Genomic DNA, 20,424 nt, shown 5'->3' on the forward strand with positions numbered 1-20,424 from the left:
TGCACAGCCTGTGCAGATTGCAACGGATTGTCGCGCAGCGACTGCACGCCTAGATTCGTGGCACGCCACTTTTCGAAAGACCACACCATGACCCGCACCGCATCCGCCGACACCTACCGCCTGGGCACCCGCGCCGTGAAACGTCTGGGCTACGGCGCCATGCAGCTCGCCGGCCCCGGCGTCTTCGGCCCGCCGAAGGACACCCACGCCGCGCTCGCCGTGCTGCGCGAAGCGCTAGCCCTGGGCATCGACCACCTCGACACCAGCGACTTCTACGGCCCGCACATCACCAACCAGCTCATCCGCGAGGCGCTGCACCCCTACCGCGACGACCTGGTGATCGTCACCAAGGTCGGTGCCGTGCGCGGCGACGACGCCTCTTGGAAGCCCGCCTTTTCCGCGGAGGATCTGGAACGCGCGGTGCACGACAACCTGCGCAACCTCGGCCTGGACGTGCTCGAGGTCGTGAACCTGCGCGCGATGTTCGACGTGCACGGCCCGGCCGAAGGATCGATCGAGGCGCCGCTGACAGCATTGGCCGAGCTGCAGCGCCGCGGCCTCATCCAGCACATCGGGCTGAGCAATGTCACGCCGGCGCAGATCGAACAGGGTCGCAGCATCACGCCGATCGTCTGCGTGCAGAACCACTACAACCTCGTGCATCGCGGCGACGATGGCTTGATCGACCAGCTCGCCGGCAGCGCAACGGCCTACGTGCCCTTCTTCCCGCTGGGTGGGTTCACGCCGCTGCAGTCGGGTGCGCTGAACGAAGTGGCCGCGCGGTTGGAGGCGACGCCGATGCAGGTGGCCCTCGCGTGGCTGCTGCGCCGGTCACCGAACATCCTGCTGATTCCCGGCACGTCGTCGGTGGCACACCTCCGGGAGAATCTGGCGAGTGCGGCGCTCGAACTCAGCGATGAAGATCTGGCGACGCTGAACGGTCTGGCGGCGCGTCGTTGAAGCCGCCGACTCCCGCGCTGCTGGCGCCGACCATGAAGAGTTCGAGGCACAGCGGCAAGGCATTCCGCCGCGCCGCGAGCAGATCGCTCGCATATTCGGACAGGATGCCGATGCCGACCGCGTGCAGGCACCGGGCAGCCGATGCGGGGTGCAGGCCGGCGCGCAGTTGATAACGGCGGTGCGCGATGGTCATCACACGGGCAAGGCGCCACACGGTTTCGGTCAGGGCGTCTTCCACACGTGCCACGGCATCCAGGGGCAGCTCCGACCAAACGCCGTGACGCAGCACGATCTTCACCGCACGCGACTGCCAGGGGTCGGCCATGCAGTGCTCGATCTGCCGGCACAGTTGTTCACGCAGCAGTTCGAGCGGCTGTGGATGCACCTCGTAGGCTGCCACGTCGGCGCCGATGTCCAGCGGCCAGCGCACGCTCTCGACCAGTTCGGCCACCAGCGCCGCCTTGTCGGTGAAGTGCCAGTAGACGGCACCGCGGGTCACCCCGGCGCGTGCCGCCACGGCGTCGAGCGTCGTGCCTCGCACGCCGCCCTCGGCGAAGGCCATGAGCGCAGCTTCGAGCACCCGCGTGCGGGTGCGGTCCGCCTCGGCCCGGGTGTGCCTCACCACGATGCGACGCGACCGGTCAGGGCTGCGAAGCGGCAGAGACCGTGGCCACCGGCGTGCCCGTTGTCTCCACCCAGCCACCGCCCAGCGTCTTGTAGAAGGTCACGAGGTTGGTGAAGCGCGACAGCCGGGTGCTGATGAGGTTCTGCTGCGCGCTGTAGAGCGACCGCTGTGCATCGAGCACGCTGAGGTAGCTGTCGACGCCGCGCTTGAAGCGGGCATCCGACAGCCGATAGCTCTCGGACGTCGCATCGACCAGCGCCTGCTGCGCAGCGAGCTGGCGACCCAGCGTGTTGCGCGCTGCCAGCGCATCCGACACCTCGCGGAACGCGGTCTGGATGGCCTTCTCGTACTGCGCCACGTAGATGTCGCGCTCGGTCTTGGCGATGTCCAGGTTGGCCTGGTTGGCACCGCCGTCGAAGATCGGCAGCGAGATCTGCGGCGAGAAGCTCCAGCTGCCCGAGCCGCCCTTGAACATGCCCGACAGGCTCGCGCTGGAGCTGCCGGCCGAGGCCGTGAGGCTGATGCTCGGGTAGAAGGCGGCGCGCGCGGCGCCGATGTTGGCGTTGGCGGCCTTCAGGTCGCGCTCGGCCTCGAGGATGTCGGGGCGGCGCTGCAGCAGGTCCGACGGCAGGCCTGGCGGGATGCTGGCGAGCGGGTTGGCTGCGGCCGTGGCGCCATCGGGCAGCGCCTTGGGCAGCAGGTCGTCCGGCAGGTCGGCACCGACCAGCAGCACCAGCGCATTGCGGTCCTGCGCCACCTGCGCGGTGTACTTCTCGACGTCGACCCGTGCCGTCTCGACACTGGTCTGCGCCTGGCGCAGCGTGAGCGCGGAAGCCGAGCCCAGATCGAAGCTGCGCTGGTTGAGCTTGTAGGTGTTGCTCTGGCTGGCGAGCGTTTCCTGCGCGAGCTTGAGCTGGTCCTGGTCGGCGGCCATCGTGAGGTAGGCCGTCGCGACTTCTGCCACCAGGCTGATCTGCGTGCTGCGGCGCGCCTCGGCGGTGGAGAAGAACTGCTCGAGCGCCTGCGCACTGAGGCTGCGCACCCGCCCGAACAGGTCGAGCTCGTAGGAGCTGAAGCCCAGCGAGGCGCTGTAGCTGTGCGACACGGTCGTCTGTCCGGTGGTCGACAGGTCGGCCGGTGTGCGAGCGCCGCTGCCACTGCCACTGGCCTTGATCGACGGGAACAGCGACGCGTCCTGCACGCGGTAGGTCGCGCGGGCCTTCTCGATGTTGAGCACGGCCACGCGCAGGTCGCGGTTGTTGGCCAGCGACATCTCGATCACGCGCTGCAGCGACGGGTCGGTGAAGACGTTGCGCCAGCCGATCTCGGCCACCGGAGTCGTGGCGGTGCCGCCGGTATCGCCGGAGAAAGTGGTCGGCACCGGTGCGGCCGGTTGTTCGTAGACCGGCATCAGGCTGCAGCCGGCGAGGAAGACGGCGAGCGTCAGGGGGGCCAATGCGAAGCGGGACATGTCAGACACCTTCCGAAGCGGCCGCAGCCGGTTGGCCGTGGTGGGCCGCAGCGCCCGGCTCGGCCGGCTTGCGCTTGTTGAACAACCCCATCACGAGGACGAAGAACAGCGGCACGAAGAAGATGGCGAGAATCGTGCCGGACAGCATGCCGCCGATCACCGCCGTGCCCAGCGCGTGCTGCGCACCCGCGCCGGCGCCGCTGCCGAGCACCATGGGGAGCACACCCAGGATGAAGGCCAGCGAGGTCATCAGGATCGGGCGCAGCCGCATGCGAACGGCCGCCAGCGCGGCTTCGATCAGGCCCATGCCCTCCTCATACAGGTCCTTGGCGAACTCGACGATCAGGATGGCGTTCTTCGATGCCAGCCCGATGGTGGTGAGCAGGCCCACTTGGAAGTACACGTCGTTCATCTTCCAGGTCAGCATCGCGCCGAGCAGCGCACCGAACACGCCCAGCGGCACCACCATGATCACGGAGAACGGGATGGCCCAGCTCTCGTAGAGCGCGGCCAGGCACAGGAACACGATCAGGATCGACAGCGTATAGAGCAGGCCGGTCTGGCCGCTCGATGCCTTCTCCTGGCGCGACAGGCCGGTCCATTCGTAGCCGATGCCCGGCGGCAGCTTGGCGATCGCGGCCTCGACGATGGCGAGCGCCTCGCCGCTCGATGCCGCGCCGGGCATGGCCATGCCCAGGATTTCCACCGAGGGCACACCGTTGTAGCGCTCCAGGCGCGGCGAGCCCGAACTCCAGCTCGCCTTGGCGAAGGAGGTGAAGGGAACCATGGTCCCGGCGCTGTTGCGCACATACCAGCGGTCGATGTCCTCGGGCAGCATGCGGTACTTGGCGTCGGCCTGCAGCATCACCTTCTTCACGCGGCCCTTGTCGATGAAGTCGTTGACGTAGCTGCTGCCCCACGCGGCCGAGAAGGTGTCGTTGATGTCGGACATCGACAGTCCCAGCGCGCCGGCCTTGTGCGGGTCGATCTCCAGGCGGAACTCCGGCGTGTCCTCCATGCCGTTGGGCCGCACCGCCACCAGGCGCTTGTCCTTCGACAGTTCGCCCAGCAACTGGTTGCGCGCCTGCATCAGCGCCGCGTGGCCCAGGTTGGCCTGGTCCTGCAGCATCACGTCGAAGCCCGTGGCGTTGCCGAGTTCGGACACGGCCGGCGGCGCGAAGGCGAACACCTTGGCATCGCGGATCGTTGCGAAGAAGGCGCCAGCCTTGGCGGACACGCCGCTCACGCTCAGCGCGTCGCCCTTGCGCTCGTCCCAGGGCTTGAGCTTGACGAACGCAAAGCCGGTGTTCTGGCCGCTGCCCGCGAAGCTGAAGCCCGACACCGCGAACACGCCGGCGACCGCGTCCTTCTGGTCTTCCAGGAAGTGGTGCTCCACCTGCAGGATCACGTCATTGGTGCGCGCAGCGGTGGCACCAGGCGGCGTTTGGATCAGCACGAACAGCGTGCCCTGGTCCTCGTCGGGCAGGAAGCCGACCGGCAGCTTCATGAAGCCGAACACCACGGCCGCCAGCAGCACGGCGTAGACGATCATGTAGCGCCAGCCCTTGCCCAGCATGTGGCGAACGACGCCCTGGTAGCGGCCGTTGCCGCGGTCGAAGCTGCGGTTGAACCAGCCGAAGAAGCCGGTGCTCGCCATAGCATGGCCCTTGGCCACCGGCTTGAGCAGCGTGGCGCACAGCGCCGGCGTGAGCACCAGCGCGACCAGCACCGACAGCGTCATGGCCGACACGATGGTGATCGAGAACTGGCGGTAGATCACGCCGGTCGAGCCGCTGAAGAAGGCCATCGGCACGAACACCGCGGCCAGCACCAGGGCCACGCCGACCAGCGCGCCGGTGATCTGGTCCATCGACTTACGCGTCGCCTCCTTCGGCGAGAGGCCCTCCTCCGTCATCACCCGCTCGACGTTTTCCACCACGACGATGGCATCGTCGACCAGCAGGCCGATGGCCAGCACCATGGCGAACATCGTCAGCGTGTTGATCGAGTAGCCGAAGGCCGACAGCACGCCGAAGGTGCCCAGCAGCACCACCGGCACCGCGATCGTCGGAATCAGCGTGGCGCGGAAGTTCTGCAGGAAGAGATACATCACCAGGAACACCAGTACCACGGCCTCGATCAGGGTGCGCACCACCTCCTCGATGGAAATGCGCACGAAGGGCGTGGTGTCGTACGGCTTCTGCACCTTCATGCCCGGCGGGAAGAACTTGGCGAGTTCATCCACGCGAGCGTCGATGGCCTTCACCGTGTCGAGCGCGTTGGCGCCGGTGGCGAGCTTGATGGCCAGGCCGGCGGCCGGCTTGCCGTTGTAGCGGCCGACGGTCGAATACGACTCCTGGCCGAGTTCGATGCGTGCGACGTCGCGCAGACGCACCTGCGAGCCGTCGGTCTGCGTGCGCAGCAGGATGTCCTCGAACTCCTTGGCCGTCTTCAACCGCGTCTGCGAGGTGATGGTCGCATTGATCTGCTGGTTGCTCGTCGCAGGCAGGCCGCCGAGTTGGCCGGCGGAGACCTGGGCGTTCTGCGCCGAGATGGCGTTCTTGACGTCGATCGGCGTGAGGTTGAAGTTGGCGAGCTTGTCCGGGTCGAGCCAGACGCGCATCGCGTACTGGGCGCCGAACAGTGTGGTGTCGCCAACGCCTTCGACGCGGCTGATCGCGTCCTGCACGTTGGCGGCCACATAGTCCGACAGGTCGGAGCCATTCATGCTGCCGTCCTCGGACGTGAAGGCCAGCACGTTGAGAAAGTTGGTGGCCGACTTGGTAACGGTCACGCCCTGCTGCTGCACCTCTTGCGGCAGCAGCGCCGTGGCCAGCGCAAGCTTGTTCTGCACCTGCACCTGCGCGGTGTCGGGGTTGGTGCCGTTCTCGAACGTCAGCGTGATGGTGACCGAGCCGGACGACTCACTGGTCGAGGCCATGTAGCTCAACCGGTCGAGCCCCTTCATCTTCTGTTCGATGACCTGGGTGACGGTGTCCTCCAGCGTCTTGGCGGAAGCGCCGGGGTAGTTGGCGGTGACCGCGATGGCCGGCGGCGCGATGCTCGGGTACTGCGCGATGGGCAGCGTGAAGATCGCAAGAACCCCGGCCAGCATCACGATGATGGCGAGGACCCAGGCGAAGATGGGGCGGTCGATGAAGAAGCGTGCCATGACGGTCTTTCGCGCGGGTTAGCTCGACGCCTTGGCGTTGGCGGCCGCTGGTGCTGGCGTTGGCGCCTGTGCCTTGGCTGCGCCGTCCGCCGACTTCGGCGTCCACGGGGTGACCTTCACTTGCACACCCGGCCGGGCGCTCTGCTGGCCATCGACCACAAGCTGGTCGCCCGCCTGGAGGCCGCTGCGCACCAGCCACTGGTCACCCACCGTGCGTTCGGTCTCGAGCGCGCGGCGCTGCAGCTTGTTGTCACTGTCCACCACATAGGCGGTCGGCTTGCCCGCGTTGTCGCGCGACACCGCCTGTTGCGGCACCAGCAGGCCCTGCTCCTTCACGCCTTCCTGCAGCACGGCACGCACGTACATGCCGGGCAGCAGGTCGGCCTTCGGGTTGGGGAACACGGCGCGCAGCGTGATCGAGCCAGTGTTCTGGTCGACAGTGACATCGGAGAACTCGAGCTTGCCTTCCAACGGGTAGGTGCTGCCGTCTTCCAGCGTGAGCTTCACCACGGCGGCGTTGGCGCCCGCCTGCTGCAGGTCGCCGCGGGCCATGGCCTGCTTCAGGCGCAGCAGCGATGCGCTGGGCTGGGTGACGTCGACGTAGATTGGGTCGAGCTGCTGGATGGTCGCGAGCGCGGTGGTCTGGTTGGCCGTGACCAAGGCGCCCGGCGTGACGCTCGACTTGCCGATGCGGCCCGAGATGGGTGCGTCGACGCGGGCGTAGGCCAGGTTGATCCGGCTGGTCTCTACATTGGCCTTGGCGGAGGCCACGTCGGCCTCGCCCTGGCCGAGCGAGGCCGCGGCGTCGTCGTAGTCCTGCTGGCTCACCGCCTGGATGGCGACCAGCTCCTTGTAGCGGTCCGCCTTCAGGCGCGTCGTCTTCAGGCTGGCCTGCGCCTTGGCCAGCGCGGCCACGTTGCTGTCATAGGACGCCTTGTAGGTGGCCGGGTCGATCTGGTAGAGCGCCGCGCCCGCCTTCACGTCGCTGCCCTCGCGGAAGTTGCGCGTCTTGATGATCCCGTTGACCTGCGGGCGCACCTCGGCGATCAGGAAGGGAGACGTGCGGCCCGGAAGTTCGGTGCTCAGCACGACACGTTGCGGCTGCACCGTGACCACCCCGACCACGGGCGTGCCGGCTGCCGGCGGCGCGCCGCCGGGCGGCTTGCCGCAAGCCGTCAACAGGAAAGCGGCCGACAAGGCGGCAGTGAAGGTCATGCAATAGGTCATGGCAGGGCGCATGAGAGATCTCCAAAAAAGACGGATGACTTCGGGTTTTCGGCAATATCAATACCGTACTGTACGGTAATATATTTTGACTTTTGGACTCGGTCAAGCAATACTGAACACATGAGTACAAAAATAATTCTGAAGAGTCTGCAATGAGAGTGCGCACTGAAGCCAAGCGGGATGCCATCGTCGAGGCCGCGGCAGAGGTTTTCCTCCAGGCTGGATTCGAGGGCGCCTCCATGGCCGAGATCGCGGTTCGCGTGGGGGGCTCCAAAGCCACGCTGTATGGGTACTTCAGCTCGAAGGAAGACCTGTTCCTGGAAGTGATCCAGTACATCGGCAGGCGGCACTTCGACCCCATCTTCGACAGCCTGGCCCAGCACAGCGGCGACCTTCGCACGGCGTTGCAGCGCTTCGGTGAAAAGATGATGCAACTGCTGACGGACGAACCGATCGTTCGGGCCCAGCGTGCCGTGATCGCCGAATCAGGCCGCACCGACATCGGCCAGCGCTTCTTTCGGATCGGCCCGCAGAAAGGGCTCGACGACATGGCCCGTTTCGTCGAGCTGCAGATGGCACGCGGACACATGCGTCAGGCCGACCCGATGCTGGCGGCCCAGCAGCTGTTCGCGCTGTTCGAGGTCGAAACCCGCATGCCCCTGCTCTTCGGCCTGGCGCGCAAGGTGTCCAAGCCGCGCGTTCGCCAGGCCGTCGAGCTGGCAGTCGACGCCTTCCTGCGGATCTACGCGCCCAACCCGCCAGCGACCGCACCGGCGGCCTTACCTGCCTGAGCTCAGCCGCCCACCATGTCGCGACCCAGGGTGTCGTCCAGCAGTCCGCTGGCGCGCCGCACGCGGCGACGGGTGGCATCTTCCATCACCCGATGGGTCGGGTCCGCACTGGCCAGGCTGAACCAATGCCGCGCCCGCGTGATGCCGGTGTAGACCAGTTCGCGCGTGAGCACCGGGTTCAGGTGCTCCGGCAGCACCAGGGCCGCATGCGTGAACTCCGAGCCCTGCGATTTGTGGACCGTCATGGCATACACGCTTTCGACACTCTGCAGCCGGCTGGGCAGCACCCACCGGATGGTGCCGGCACCGTCGCCGGCTGCGAACGCGACGCGCAACGCCAGCCGCGGCACGCCATCGAGGCCGACCTGTGGCAGCGCGAGCGTGATGCCGATGTCACCGTTCATCAGCCCGAGGCCGTAGTCGTTGCGCGTGACGAGCACCGGCCGACCCAGGTACCAGCCCTGCGAAGCAGTCAGCAGCCCGGCATCGACCAGCAGTGCCGCGATGCGCTGGTTCAGGCCTTCGACACCCCAAGGCCCACGCCGCAGCGCGCACAGCACCTGGAAGCGACCGTGCGCCTCGAGCACCGCACGCGCCCAGGCGTCGAACACCTCCTGCTTGGCATTCGCTTCGGGCTGCAAGCGGTGGAGTGTCTCCAGATAATGCCGCAGGCCCACCGGCGGCGGCAACGCCTCCCCCCCCAGGTAACGCCCTCGCCCGTTGTTCACGAACTGGTGCACTGCGCCGTCGATCGCCAGTGCGCGCAAGGGGGCGTCGCCGGGGCTGGCCAGGCTCAACCGCGACAGGTCAGGGTAAGGCAAGCGCCAGATCTCGCGCAACGCCGGCACGTCGCCGCTGTTGACGGCGTCGGCGAGCCGGCCAATGCCGCTGTCGGCCGTGAAGCGATGGCTGTGGCGCAACATGGCCACGGCTTGGTCCAAGGGCGTGCCGTGCGCGTCCACCCACTGCGGCGCGACCTTCTCGCCACTGACGGCCTCCAGCCAGTCGCGCGTGGATGGCAGGTAATGGCCTTCGCCCGCGCGCCGGCACAACTCGCCCAGCACCGCGCCGGCCTCGACGGAGGCCAGCTGGTCCTTGTCGCCGAGCAGCACGAGGCGCGCGCTGTCGGGCAATGCCGCGAGCAGCGCAGCCATCATTTCCAGATCGACCATCGAGGCTTCGTCGACCACCAGCACGTCCAGCGGCAGCGGGTTGCCAACGTGGTGACGAAAGCGGCGACTGTCGGGCCGGCTGCCGAGCAGGCGATGCAGCGTAGTGACCTCGGTGGGAATCCGCGCGCGCACGAGTTCCCCATGCGGCAGGCCATCGAGCCGCAGGCCCCGGACCGCACCGGCGATCGACTCGTTGAGCCGCGCCGCGGCCTTGCCGGTAGGAGCCGCCAGCCGGATGCGCAGCGCGCGCACAGAATCATCGGCATCCGCGCGGCCGTGCAGGTGCAGGCTTTGCAACAACGCCAACAGCTTGACGACGGTGGTGGTCTTGCCAGTGCCGGGTCCGCCGGTGACGATGCTGAACACATTGCCTGCAGCCAAGGCGCAGGCCATCTTCTGCCAGTCGGCCTGCGCGGTTGCCGAAGGAGCCTCCGGAAAAAGCGTGTCCAGCGCCTGCCGAAGGGCCGCGGCCGGCAAGGCATCGCGGCGCGCCAGGCCGGCCTTCAGCCGCGCGCCGATGGCGCCGTGGACGTCGCGCTCGTATTGCCAGTAGCGGCGCAGGTAGAGGCGCGTGCCGGCCAACACGAGCGGTGTACCGCCAGGGCCGCCAGCGACGAGCGTCGACGCATTGCAGGCCGCCTGCCAGCGCGTTGCATCCACGCCGGCCAGCACTGCGGCGGGCAGGACCGGTGGCGGCTCGCCGGAGCCGCCCGCCTCGGCCTGGTGGCCGTCTGGCGGCAGCGAGAGCGCGAAGCTGCTGTCTTCCAGCGTCGCCTCCAGATCGAGGCAGACATGGCCGCGACCGAGCTGATGGCTGGCCAGCGCTGCGCCCAGAATGACCAGGGGATGCGCGTCCGGGGCCTGTTCGGCCAGGAACACGGCCAGGGCACGGTCGAGCTCGCGCAACCAGCCGCGTGCGGTCCATTGCCCGAGCAGGGCCAGCATGCCGGCCAGGGTATCGAAGCTCATGGTGTCAACTCCTGCGCGGTGGCGTCGCCGCTGAACAGGATGTCGAGCGCCTCGATCAGGCTGCGCGGCGGGCGTTCGAAATGCAGGCCGCGCGTAGCCGACGCTGTACCGCGCAGAAAAAGGCAGAGCGCGCCACCCACGTGGCGGTCGTAGTCATAGCCGGGCAGGCGCGATTGGAGGAGCCGGTGCAGCGCGAACACGTAGAGCGCGTACTGCAGCTCGTAGCGGTGCGCGAGCACGGCATCGCGCATGGCCTGCGCGGTATAGGCCGCGTCGTCGGGGCCGAGCCAGTTCGACTTGTAGTCCCCCACGTAATAGCGGCCGTCGTGCTCGAACACGAGGTCGATGAAACCCTTGAGCATGCCATTCAGGCGGTGGGGCAGCAGCGCTGGCCGTGCGAGGCCGTCCAGCGTGCCGGCGCACACCAGCGCGTCGAGCCGGTCGGTGTCGACCTGCCGCAGCGCGAACCAGAACTCCGTTTCCACGCGGTAGCCGACGAGATCGGCAAGCACCAGCGGCGCGGTGCCGGGCAAGGGCAGTGGCGCGGCAAGGAAGGCTGGCAACCAGGCCGTGAGCGGCCCGGTCCAGCGGCTCCAGCCGCGCAGGTTGCAACGGCGCGCGATCAGGTCCCCCGCCTCGGCGGGATCGGCAAGCACCTTCGCAAAACGCTGGTCGGCGGCCCACTCCAGCAACCCGTGCAGGAAACTGCCGGGGCTCGGGCCGCGCGGAAAGGCGTGCAGGCTGCCTGCCGTGGCGGCTGGCTCCACGGTGCCGGCAGCCACAGCGTCCGGCAAGGGTTCGTCGCGGCTTTCGGCATACACGTCTTCGGCTGCCGTCTGCGCCGCCTGCGTGCGCTGAAGGGGTACGCCGGGCACGGCCGGCTCCGCAGCGCCCTCCTCCGTGCCGGGGACGGGCACGCCGACCTGCAGGCCTGAATAGCTGGTGATCCACCACGGCTCGCGCGGCGCGAGCTGCAACGCATGGGCCGGCCCGATCTCATCGTCGATGCTGCCGGCCTGGTATTGCACGTCAACCGGTGGCGGCAGCGGTGCGATCGCCATGGTGCCCTCTGCTTGCTCTTGCTCGCCTGCGGCCAGGGCGTTCAGACGCGCGGCCAGCTGCGCCGGCGGCACCGCTTCGCCGCCGGCGAGCAGGTAACCCGGCGCGCTGGCGTGCAGCGCCTTCAAGGGCGCCATGCCGATCCATGTGGCATGGCGCGCACGGGTCAGCGCCACATAGAACTTGCGCAGGTCTTCGCCCAGGCGTTCGCGGTCGGCCTGCGCCAAGGCGACGGGGTCTGCGGTCAACGCCACGTGAAGCTGGCCGTCTTCGTCGTGCCATTGGAGCGGCACATCCTCCGGGCGCGTCGCTCGAAAAGCGCAGGCGAAAGGCAGGAACACCAGCGGATACTCGAGGCCCTTGGATTTGTGCACCGTGACGACCTTGACCAGCGCGGCATCGCTCTCCAGACGCAGCTTGCGGCCATCGTTGCCGCCGGCATCGTCCTGACGCTGCTCGGCCAGGTAGCGGATGAGCGCATGCTCGCCATCGAGCTGCGTGCTGGCCTGCTGCAGGAGTTCGGCCAGGTGCAGCACATCGGTGAGCGCACGTTCGCCCCCCGCCGACAACAGGCGGCGCGGTACCGAAAAATCGGCAAGCAGTCGACGCACCATCGGCAAGACGCCCTGGCGCCGCCAGCACTGGCGGTAGCCGCGAAACTGAAGCACGCGTGCTTCCCATACCGCCTCGTTCTGGTTCAACGCGTCAAGCGAATGCCAGCGCAGCCCCAGCGAGGCTGTGCCGAGTGCGGCGCGCAGCAACCGGTCGTCCTCGGGTTCGGCACAGGCGGCCAGCCAGCATTGCAGTTCGCGGGCCTGCGGGCTCTGGAACACCGACTCCTTGTCGGACAGGTAAACGCTGCGCACGCCACCCGCCGCCAGGGCCTGGCGAACGGCGGCGGCTTCCTTGCCGGTGTTCACGAGCACGGCGATGTCGCCAGGCTGCAAGGCCCGGTGCGGCTGACCCGGCGCGTCGAAGCCGGCATCGCCCTGCTGGCCCAGGCGCAGCAAGGTGACGATCTCCCCCGCGCAGACGCTGGCCAGCCGCTGCACATAGGTGGTCTTCGACCATTCGGGGCTGTCGGCGCCCGCATCGGGCAACCAGCAGGTGAGCGCGGCCGGCACCCGGCCCTGCACCACGAAACGGTCGTCGCGGCCCTGCGCCTGCACGGCATGAAACGGCACCGGGTTGTCGTGCGCGTCGCGGAACAGGAAGGCGCCGTGGCCCGCGTCCCGGCGCTCGGCCTGCGCGAAGACGTGGTTGACCGCCGCCACCATGGCCGCGGTCGAACGGAAGTTGGTGCCCAGGGTGTAGTGGCGACCCGCGGTGTCGCGCCGGGCACGCAGGTAGGTGTGGATGTCGGCGCCGCGGAAGGCATAGATCGCCTGCTTGGGGTCGCCGATGAGGATCAGCGCACGGTCACAAGCCGAGTCGGCAACGCGGTAGACGGCATCGAAGATGCGGTACTGCAGGGGGTCGGTGTCCTGGAATTCGTCGATCAGGGCCACGGGGAACTGGGCACGGATCACCGCCGCCAGTCGCTCTCCGTTCGGGCCCTGCAGCGCTGCGTCCAGGCGGGTGAGCAGGTCGTCGAAACCCATTTGCGCGCGGCGTGCCTGTTCGTCGGCGAAGCGCGTGGCCACCCAGCGCGTTGCATGGCGCAGCAGGTCGCTGCGGGCATCGGGCAGTTGGGCGAGGCGGTCGCGCAGGTCGACCATGGCGGACAAGGCCGGGTGCGTCGGCCCGACGCCGTCTTTCCAGGCTTCGGCCAAACCGGCGGGGGTGAGCCGCGTCCAGCCGGTCTTCAGGTCGGGCGTCACCAGCTCGCCGGTGCCGGCCCAGGTGCGCAGCGCGTCCAGCCAGGGCTGGTAATAGCGGCGCTGGATCTTGCTGCCGACCACCTGCTTGGCGTCGACCGCCGCGTCGAGCAGCGCCTGCAGTTCGTCGGCCCAGGCCGCCCACGGTGCCTTGATGTCGGTGAGCAGCCGCGCTGCCGCGTCGCGCGCCTGGCCGATGGCCTGCGGCGGCGCAGCGCCGGGGCCCAGTACATCGGTGTGCGCGAGCAGGGAGCGCAGCGCATGCTGCAGCTCGGCGGGCGATGCCCACCATTGGCGCAGCACGGCCACATCGGCGAGACCGAGCGGATAGTAGAAGGTGCGCCAGTAGTCGCGCACCACCTCGGCCAACAGCTCGCTGGTGTCGGTCTCCAGCGTCTGGTTGAAAAGGCTGTCGCTGTCGAAGGCGTGCTCGCCCAGCATGCGGTTGCACCAGCCGTGGATGGTCGATACCGCGGCTTCGTCCATCCATTCGGCGGCCAGCTGCAGCTTGCGCGCACAGGTGGTCCATTGCGCGGGAGGGTACTCGGCGCGCAAGTCGTGCAACAGGTCCGTGCCGGGTGGCAGGTCCGGCACGTCGGCAGGGTCGGCGAGAAAACGGCTGGCGGCTTCGGCCAGGCGAACGCGGATGCGGTCGCGCAGCTCCTTGGTCGCCGCATCGGTGAAGGTGACGACGAGGATCTCGGGCGGCGTGAGCGGGCGCGCGAAGGCGGCGTCGCCGCCATGGCCGAGCACCAGCCGCACGTACAGCGCCGCGATGGTGAAGGTTTTGCCGGTGCCGGCACTGGCCTCGATCAGCCGGCTGCCGTGCAGCGGAAAGGCCAGTGGCGCCAGCGTGGTGGGAGGCAAGGTGAGGGAGGTGGTGACAGGTGCATTGCTCACGACGATGCACCCTCCTTCTGACGGGTGCCGGCCTTCTCGCCATGGCGGTCCACGGCATCATGCAGCGGCCGCAGCAGGCGGTCGGCCCACTGGGCAAACGCACCACCGGCCCACAGCGCGTCGAACTGGGGCCAGGCGCGCAGCAGGTACGGGTTCTCGTCACGCTCGGAAAAGCGCAGGTTCTGCGGATCGTGCAGTTCGTAGCAGTCGCGCGCGGCCTGGGCCGCCTCTCCGGTGGCTGCACCGTCGGGCATGCCGCCTTTGAGCAGCCACGCAAAACCGCTTTTCACAGCCAGCGGCAACGGACGGCGCATGCCTTCGGCCCAGGCGTCGAGCAGGATGTGCCAGTGCGCCAGCGCCTGTTGCACGTCAAGCGGCGGCAGGCGCACCGTACCATTCTTGCCAACGATCACGCTGGTCATCGGCAGGCCCTCCAGATGCCCCGCCAGATGCGCCACCCAGAAGCCGATGAGCTTGTCGCGCCGGTAGCTGCGGTCTTTCAGCAGGGTGCCACTCTCCAGCACCACGCGGGCCCGCTCGCCTTGCGCATTGCGACGCATGCCGCCCAGCCAGTCGGCCACCTGCACGCCGGCGTCCGCGCGCGCATCGCGAAAGTCGATGGCGGCGTCGGGCAGCGCCTCGGGCCAGTCTGCCAACGCCTGCGCGTAACGGGCGAACAGGTCTTCCATTGGTTCGGCAAGCGCTTCGCCCAGCAGGTCGGCAAAGTGGCCCAACGGCAATTCGCCGCGACGGGCGATGCGCGCGAGCCGGTCGCGCAGCGCGTCCTCGCGCGGCAAGCCCTGCAGCACGGCGGTTTTCTGTGCCTCGATCAGTTCGTCCTGCAGTCGCCAGTTGTCCAGCGCGTCGATGGCAAAGGGCTCCTGGTCTTCGCTGGACGGATCGACCATCTCGAAGTAGATGCCCAGGCGCTGGCGAAAGAAGCTGCGCACGGGATCTTTCAGGAAATCGGCGAGCATGCGCAGCGTGAGCGGACTGTCGGACGGGCGCGCATCGAGTGCCGGCTCGTCATGCAGGGCATGCGCACCGCGCCCATCGGTCGCGGCCGCCAGCAAGCCATCGCGCCATTCGTGTGCATGGCTGAACAGGCGGTGACCCGTGCGGAAATAGTCGCGGTGGAAGGGCTGCAGCCGATGCTCGAAGGTCAACCCTTCGAGCAAGGCGCGGCTTGGCATGCCCGGCGCCACGCCTGCTCCCTCGCCCTCGCCTGCGACTCGCCAACCGGCAGCCAGGTGATCGCGCAGCTGCGCCACCAGCACCGACGGCGGGCGCTCGGTGTTGTCATGGATGCTGCGCCCGACCCAGCTCACGTGCAGATGGTCGCGCGCGGACAGCAGCGCCTCCAGGAACAGGTAGCGGTCGTCCTCGCGCCGCGAACGGTCGCCCGGGCGGTAGTCGCGGCCCATCAGGTCGAAGTCCATCGGCACGCGCGTGCGGGGGTAGTCGCCATCGTTCATGCCCAGCAGGCAGACGCGACGGAACGGAATCGCGCGCATCGGCATCAACGTGGCAAAGGTCACTGCGCCCGCGAAGAAAGGCTGCGTGAGGCTGCCCTGGTCGAGTTGCGCGAGCCAGTGGGCCTGCACCACGGACAGCGGCAACGGCGCCACCAGCGCCGCATCCTCGCAGGCGGACTGCCAGGTCTGCAAGGCCGCTTCGAGCCGCAGGAGCGTGAAGCCGTCCTCCCCTTCCGGCGCGTCGAAGAAATCCGCCATGAGGGTGCGCAGGTGTTCGCTCCACTGTGCGGGTGTGGCCGGCTCGCGCAGTCGGCGCCAGGTGGCGTCGAGCGTTTCGAGCAAACGCGCCAGAGGGCCGAGCAGTGCCGCGTCGAGCCCGCCAATCTCGTCGAGCGGCTCGATGTCCTGCCACGCCTCGCCCGCACCGGCGGCATAGCCCAGCAGCATGCGGCGCAGGCCAAAGAACCAGCTGTTCTGCTCCGGCGCCTGCGGCAGGTCGAGCCCGCGACGCTGCTCGGCATGCAAACCCCAGCGCACGTTGGCCGCGCCGACCCAGCGGTGCAGCAGCGGCAGTTGGGATTCGTCGATCGCAAAGCGCCGGCACAGCGCGGGCACCTCCAGCAGGTCGAGCAGGTCGCTCACTGCCATGCGCGACTGCGGCAGGCCGAGCAGCTTCTCCAGCGCGCCGAGCAGCGGGTCGCTCTGGCGTTGGCCCTGGTCGGCCACGGTGAAGCGGACATAGCGTGGGTCGCTTGGCTCCAACAAGCCGAAGACCGCCTGCACATGCGGCGCGTAGGCATGGATGTCGGGGACCATCACGATGATGTCGCGTGCGTGCAGCGTGGCATCTGCGGCAAAGGCAGCCAGCAACTGGTCGTGCAGCACCTCGACCTCGCGCTGCGCGCTGTGCGCGATGTGAAAGCGGATCGAGCCGTCGGTGCGTGGATCGCAGGCAGGCCAGTGCGCGCGCGTCTCGGCCAACGGCCGCAGCGCGCGGATGTCTTCCTGCAACTGGTTCAACAGGCAGGATTCACCACTGCTTTCGAACAGATCGATGCGCTGCTGCACTTCCAGAAAACGCTGCTCGTAGCGCTCGCGCTCGTCGTAGGCATCGAGCAGACCGATGAAGTCGCGGCCCTGCTTGCCCCAGGCCGCCAGCAGCGGGTGCGCATGCAGGTGCAGCTGCGATTCATCGATGCGCTCGGGCGCACCCGCCTTGCGCGACTGGCGGCTGCGCTCGGCGCGCAGCAGGTCCTTGTCGGCGATGGTATTGGCCCAGTAGTGCTCGCACGGGTTGTGCACGCACATGAACACCTGCGTCCAGCGCGCGAGCGCCGACAGCACCTCCAGCGCCTGCTGCGGCAACGAGGAGATGCCGAAGACCATGAGACGGCGCGGCAGGCCGATCGGGCGTTCGTCGACGGACTGCGCGCGGGCGGCCTCGAGAAAGCGGCGATGCGTGTCGGCACGACTGGATGCCGCCTGCGCCGGATGCGTGGCGCCCACATCGGCCAGCAACGCGCGCCAGAGGCGCGGCTGCCAGCGCAGGGTGTCGGGCAGCGCCACGATGCCCTGACGGCTGGTGCGGATCACGTCGTCCTCCCGCGCCCAATCGGCCAGCCAATCGGCACGGTAGACCTGGTACTGGTCGTACAGGTCGGCCAGGCGTTCTGCCAACTGATGGCGTTTGCGCAGGTCGGCGTCATCTTCGAGAAAACGCGCGAGCGGCGCGAAGAGCGGCTCGGCCAACAGCGCTGGCAGAAGGCGCATGAGGCGCCAGACCAGCAGCGGCTTGTCGAAGGGCGAGACCGCCGGCACCGCCGCCTCGCCCAGCACAGCACGGTACGCCTGCCAGAGAAAGCGCGCCGGCAACTGCATGTCGAGCGACGCCGCGATGCCGCAGCCGCCGTCGGCCACGTCGCGCGCCAGCGCCAGCTTCAACCACTGCGCAATGCCGTTGCTCTGCACCAGGATGAGCTCGTCCTCCAGCGGCGCGAGCGGATGCGCGGCCATCCAGCCGACCAGCACGTTGCGCAGTGCTTCGGGATGGTTGCCGTGGATCACCATCAGGCCGGGGACGATGGCTGTGTCGCGCATGGAACTGTTTTTCCTCTTCAGGCTGGCATCTGTGGGTGGCATGGTAGCCGCCTGGCACCGCGGCTCGCCCATGATGCCGGCGCGAGCCGCTTCCACGGCGGCCAGCGCGGAGATTCCGCCATCAATGGCTTACGGTGGAAGCACTTCGTTGACCATCCGCACCAATTTGCGCGCCTGCTTCTCGACAACCTCTTGCACAAGCGCCAGCAGCGCGACCTCGGCGCCAGACATGCCGAGCGTCGTCACAGCGAGCCGGATGGGGGCGAACGGGTCGCTCAATTCTTTTGCCAGCATCGCACGCAAGTCCGCCTGACGACGCCGCGTATCTTCGGCGGCAGCCAACAGTTCCTGGGCGCCCAGCGCGGCCAGGACGAGCGCCTCGTTGGCTTCCCGAAGTTGAGCATGCTGTTTGTCATGGATCGATACGGACAACTTTTGCTGCGGACGGACGGGTTCATGCGGCTCAAGGGGTTCAGGCGTTGATGCCGTTATTGCCGCTATTGCCGAAGGGCGATAGCCGTGAAACACGAACCCACCCCTCCCCTGCGCCTTGGCGCGGTACATCGCCGCATCGGCAAGCTCGATAAGTAACTTTGCGTCATCGCTGTCGTCCGGATACAAGCTAATACCAATACTGGCCGTCAAGCCAGATTCGATATTGAACTGGCCGTAGGAAGACAGCACTTTGTTGACCTTTCTGGCGACGCTCTCAGCGTCTTGCGGGTGCAGGATTTCAGACAGAAGGATCAGGAATTCGTCGCCGCCGTGGCGGCTGACTGTGTATGTTTCCCGTACCAACGACCGAAGACAGTCTGCGACAAGCTGCAGCGCCTGATCTCCAGCCGCATGACCCAATCGATCGTTGATCTGCTTGAATCCATCGAGATCCAGAAACAGGAGCGCGACGCGATTTCCATGGCGTTTGGCATGGGCGATGGCGCGTCCCAGGCGATCGAGCAAAAGCGTGCGGTTAGGCAGTCCGGTCAGCGGATCGATCCCAGCGGCTCGGGACAACTCATCGAGTGCATCATTGGCCGTCTTGGCATCGCTCTGGGCAGCCAGCGCACTGACGACCAGGTTCTCGTTCACCTTCTGGAGTTGCAATGCCTGACTGCGGTCCAAGCGGCTCTCTGCCTGAACGATGTCCTGCAAGAGTTGAACCAGAACGGCTCGCATCGTGGCCACTCGGTCATTGATGAGGTCCAGCCGTTCTTGAGCCTGAGCCACAGGATCCTTCGGCACTTCCGGGACGCTGTTCACGATGGTGACGCAATCGTGCGTGTCGACAAGCCGTCGGTCGCGTTGGTGTTTCCCTCGGCCATCAGCGCTTTTGTCGTGGGCCTGCCACCCAGAAGTCCCTCCTGATCCGTGAGCATCTCGCCGATCCGTATCCCCTGGTCGTCGATGGTGAATTCCCTCAGTTCGTCCGAGTGCGAACTACCGCGCACCTTCACCACGGCCATCACGCGCCGCAGACGGCTGGCGACTTCGATATAGCGCTGCACGATGATCGCATCCGTCATGAACGCCGTACCGTAAGGACTGAAACGCAGATGGGTGTATCGATCTTCCAGCTCCGAGGTCATCAGCACCGTGACACCCGTGCCGGCAAGCGCAGTGACCATGCCGGAAAGCGACTCTCGGAAGTCGACTCTGAAGGTCGGCGCAAGGGCGAGCTCGAACCCGGACAGTGAATCGATCACAACGCGCGTGGCACCGAGCCGCCTGATCTCGTGCATCAACAAGTAGACGGTCTCGTCGATAGACAGGTCGGAGCCCCGGTTCTCGACCAAGCCCACCTTGCCGGCGGAGATCAGGTCGGCAACGATGCGGCTGCGGAATCGGTTGGGATGCTGCTCGAAGGCGGCTATCACGCCGGCTTCACCGCGACACGCTCCTTCAGCAAGAAATGCGGTCGCAAGCACACTCTTGCCCGAGCCCGACGGCCCGGCAACGAGTAACGAGCAACCACGTGGCATACCGCCGCCAAGCATCTCATCCAAGCCCGGCACCCCCATCGAAAGCCTCGCGCCCGACGCGACGACGTGCGCATGTGGCTCTTTCCGGATCGACACGCTGGCGGGCGGAAAAACCTCGATCCCGGACGCGTGAATGCGGAACGTGTGAAGACCGGGCAGCGTCGGTTGGCCGCGCATTTTCATGACCTCCATCTTTCGCACCATGGAATTACGCTGCACGCTTTGCCGCAGCCACAGGAGCCCGTCGCAGACAGTGAACACGGGGTTGGCGTCAGTTTCGGTGGCGTACTCACCGATAAGGAAGGTTGTCGCCTGCCAACTCGTCATCAGCATGCCCAGCTGTTGCACGAACTGCTGGAGGCGGTTGTGCGGGTTCGCTACACCGCTCTCGCTCGCGAGGCCCACCGAGCGGAAAGAATCGACGAAGACCAGCGAAGGGCCGTGCTCGGCGACCTTGTCACCGATACGCTTGAGCACGCGGTCGAGCTCGCCCGCCATCGCATCGTCTGACAGGTTAACGAAGTGAACCGTCTTGTTCACTGCCTCTGCATCGAAGAAATCGAACTGCTGCTGGTAACGCAGCATCTTCAATGGTGGCTCGCCAAGCACTGTGAATGATCTTGCCCCCGTATTTCAGGACACGGGCTATTCGCAATGTAGCGCCTGCTCGATCTGAGCAAGACGCTGTTGGGCAGCGCGATGCTGCCTGA

The 20,424-nt window shown here is 67.4% G+C and carries 11 protein-coding genes; 2 read left to right on the forward strand and 9 right to left on the reverse strand.

All coding sequences use genetic code 11. The annotated features are described in order from the left end of the window. The first annotated feature begins 87 nt into the window (after nucleotides 1-87). Nucleotides 88-960, forward strand: a complete 873-nt coding sequence (locus tag J2W36_RS24130) for an aldo/keto reductase family oxidoreductase (protein WP_307692321.1) — start codon at nucleotides 88-90, stop codon at nucleotides 958-960. Here J2W36_RS24130 and J2W36_RS24135 read toward each other — a convergent pair. The 4 genes from J2W36_RS24135 to J2W36_RS24150 are packed head-to-tail and all read right to left on the reverse strand — an operon-like array spanning nucleotide 911 to nucleotide 7,467. After that, nucleotides 911-1,585: a TetR family transcriptional regulator gene (locus J2W36_RS24135; RefSeq protein ID WP_307692322.1), complete on the reverse strand. Its 675-nt coding sequence runs from the start codon at nucleotides 1,583-1,585 to the stop codon at nucleotides 911-913. The two genes, J2W36_RS24130 and J2W36_RS24135, sit on opposite strands and share 50 nt — an antisense overlap. A 16-nt stretch (nucleotides 1,586-1,601) precedes the next feature. Continuing rightward, nucleotides 1,602-3,056: an AdeC/AdeK/OprM family multidrug efflux complex outer membrane factor gene (gene adeC / locus J2W36_RS24140; protein ID WP_307692323.1), complete on the reverse strand. Its 1,455-nt coding sequence runs from the start codon at nucleotides 3,054-3,056 to the stop codon at nucleotides 1,602-1,604. Nucleotide 3,057: 1 nt separating this feature from the next. Next, on the reverse strand, nucleotides 3,058-6,228 hold the full coding sequence (locus tag J2W36_RS24145; protein WP_307692324.1) for an efflux RND transporter permease subunit: 3,171 nt from the start codon (nucleotides 6,226-6,228) through the stop codon (nucleotides 3,058-3,060). A gap of 18 nt (nucleotides 6,229-6,246) precedes the next feature. Continuing rightward, nucleotides 6,247-7,467, reverse strand: a complete 1,221-nt coding sequence (locus J2W36_RS24150) for an efflux RND transporter periplasmic adaptor subunit (protein ID WP_370869378.1) — start codon at nucleotides 7,465-7,467, stop codon at nucleotides 6,247-6,249. A 140-nt stretch (nucleotides 7,468-7,607) separates the two neighbouring features. Between J2W36_RS24150 and J2W36_RS24155 the strand changes: the two genes are divergently transcribed. Beyond that, nucleotides 7,608-8,246, forward strand: a complete 639-nt coding sequence (locus J2W36_RS24155) for a TetR/AcrR family transcriptional regulator (RefSeq protein ID WP_307692326.1) — start codon at nucleotides 7,608-7,610, stop codon at nucleotides 8,244-8,246. A gap of 2 nt (nucleotides 8,247-8,248) precedes the next feature. Here the strand turns inward: J2W36_RS24155 and recD are convergent, their stop codons facing one another. The 5 genes from recD to J2W36_RS24180 form a co-directional block, all read right to left on the reverse strand. Continuing rightward, nucleotides 8,249-10,387, reverse strand: a complete 2,139-nt coding sequence (gene recD / locus J2W36_RS24160; protein ID WP_307692327.1) for an exodeoxyribonuclease V subunit alpha — start codon at nucleotides 10,385-10,387, stop codon at nucleotides 8,249-8,251. Continuing rightward, on the reverse strand, nucleotides 10,384-14,163 hold the full coding sequence (gene recB / locus J2W36_RS24165) for an exodeoxyribonuclease V subunit beta (protein ID WP_307692328.1): 3,780 nt from the start codon (nucleotides 14,161-14,163) through the stop codon (nucleotides 10,384-10,386). The genes recD and recB overlap by 4 nt, the downstream gene beginning before the upstream one ends. Next, complete coding sequence (gene recC, locus J2W36_RS24170; RefSeq protein ID WP_307692329.1) at nucleotides 14,160-17,735, reverse strand: exodeoxyribonuclease V subunit gamma; 3,576 nt, start codon at nucleotides 17,733-17,735, stop codon at nucleotides 14,160-14,162. Before recC ends, recB begins: the two co-directional genes overlap by 4 nt. Before the next feature lie 129 nt (nucleotides 17,736-17,864). Next, nucleotides 17,865-18,995 carry a GGDEF domain-containing protein gene (locus tag J2W36_RS24175; protein WP_307692330.1) on the reverse strand — a complete coding sequence of 377 codons (1,131 nt, stop codon included), beginning with the start codon at nucleotides 18,993-18,995 and terminating at the stop codon, nucleotides 17,865-17,867. After that, on the reverse strand, nucleotides 18,992-20,299 hold the full coding sequence (locus J2W36_RS24180; protein WP_307692335.1) for an RAD55 family ATPase: 1,308 nt from the start codon (nucleotides 20,297-20,299) through the stop codon (nucleotides 18,992-18,994). Before J2W36_RS24180 ends, J2W36_RS24175 begins: the two co-directional genes overlap by 4 nt. Between the last annotated feature and the right edge of the window lie 125 nt (nucleotides 20,300-20,424).

The organism is Variovorax ginsengisoli, assembly GCF_030811835.1.
In the GTDB taxonomy this organism is placed as follows: domain Bacteria; phylum Pseudomonadota; class Gammaproteobacteria; order Burkholderiales; family Burkholderiaceae_C; genus Variovorax; species Variovorax ginsengisoli_C.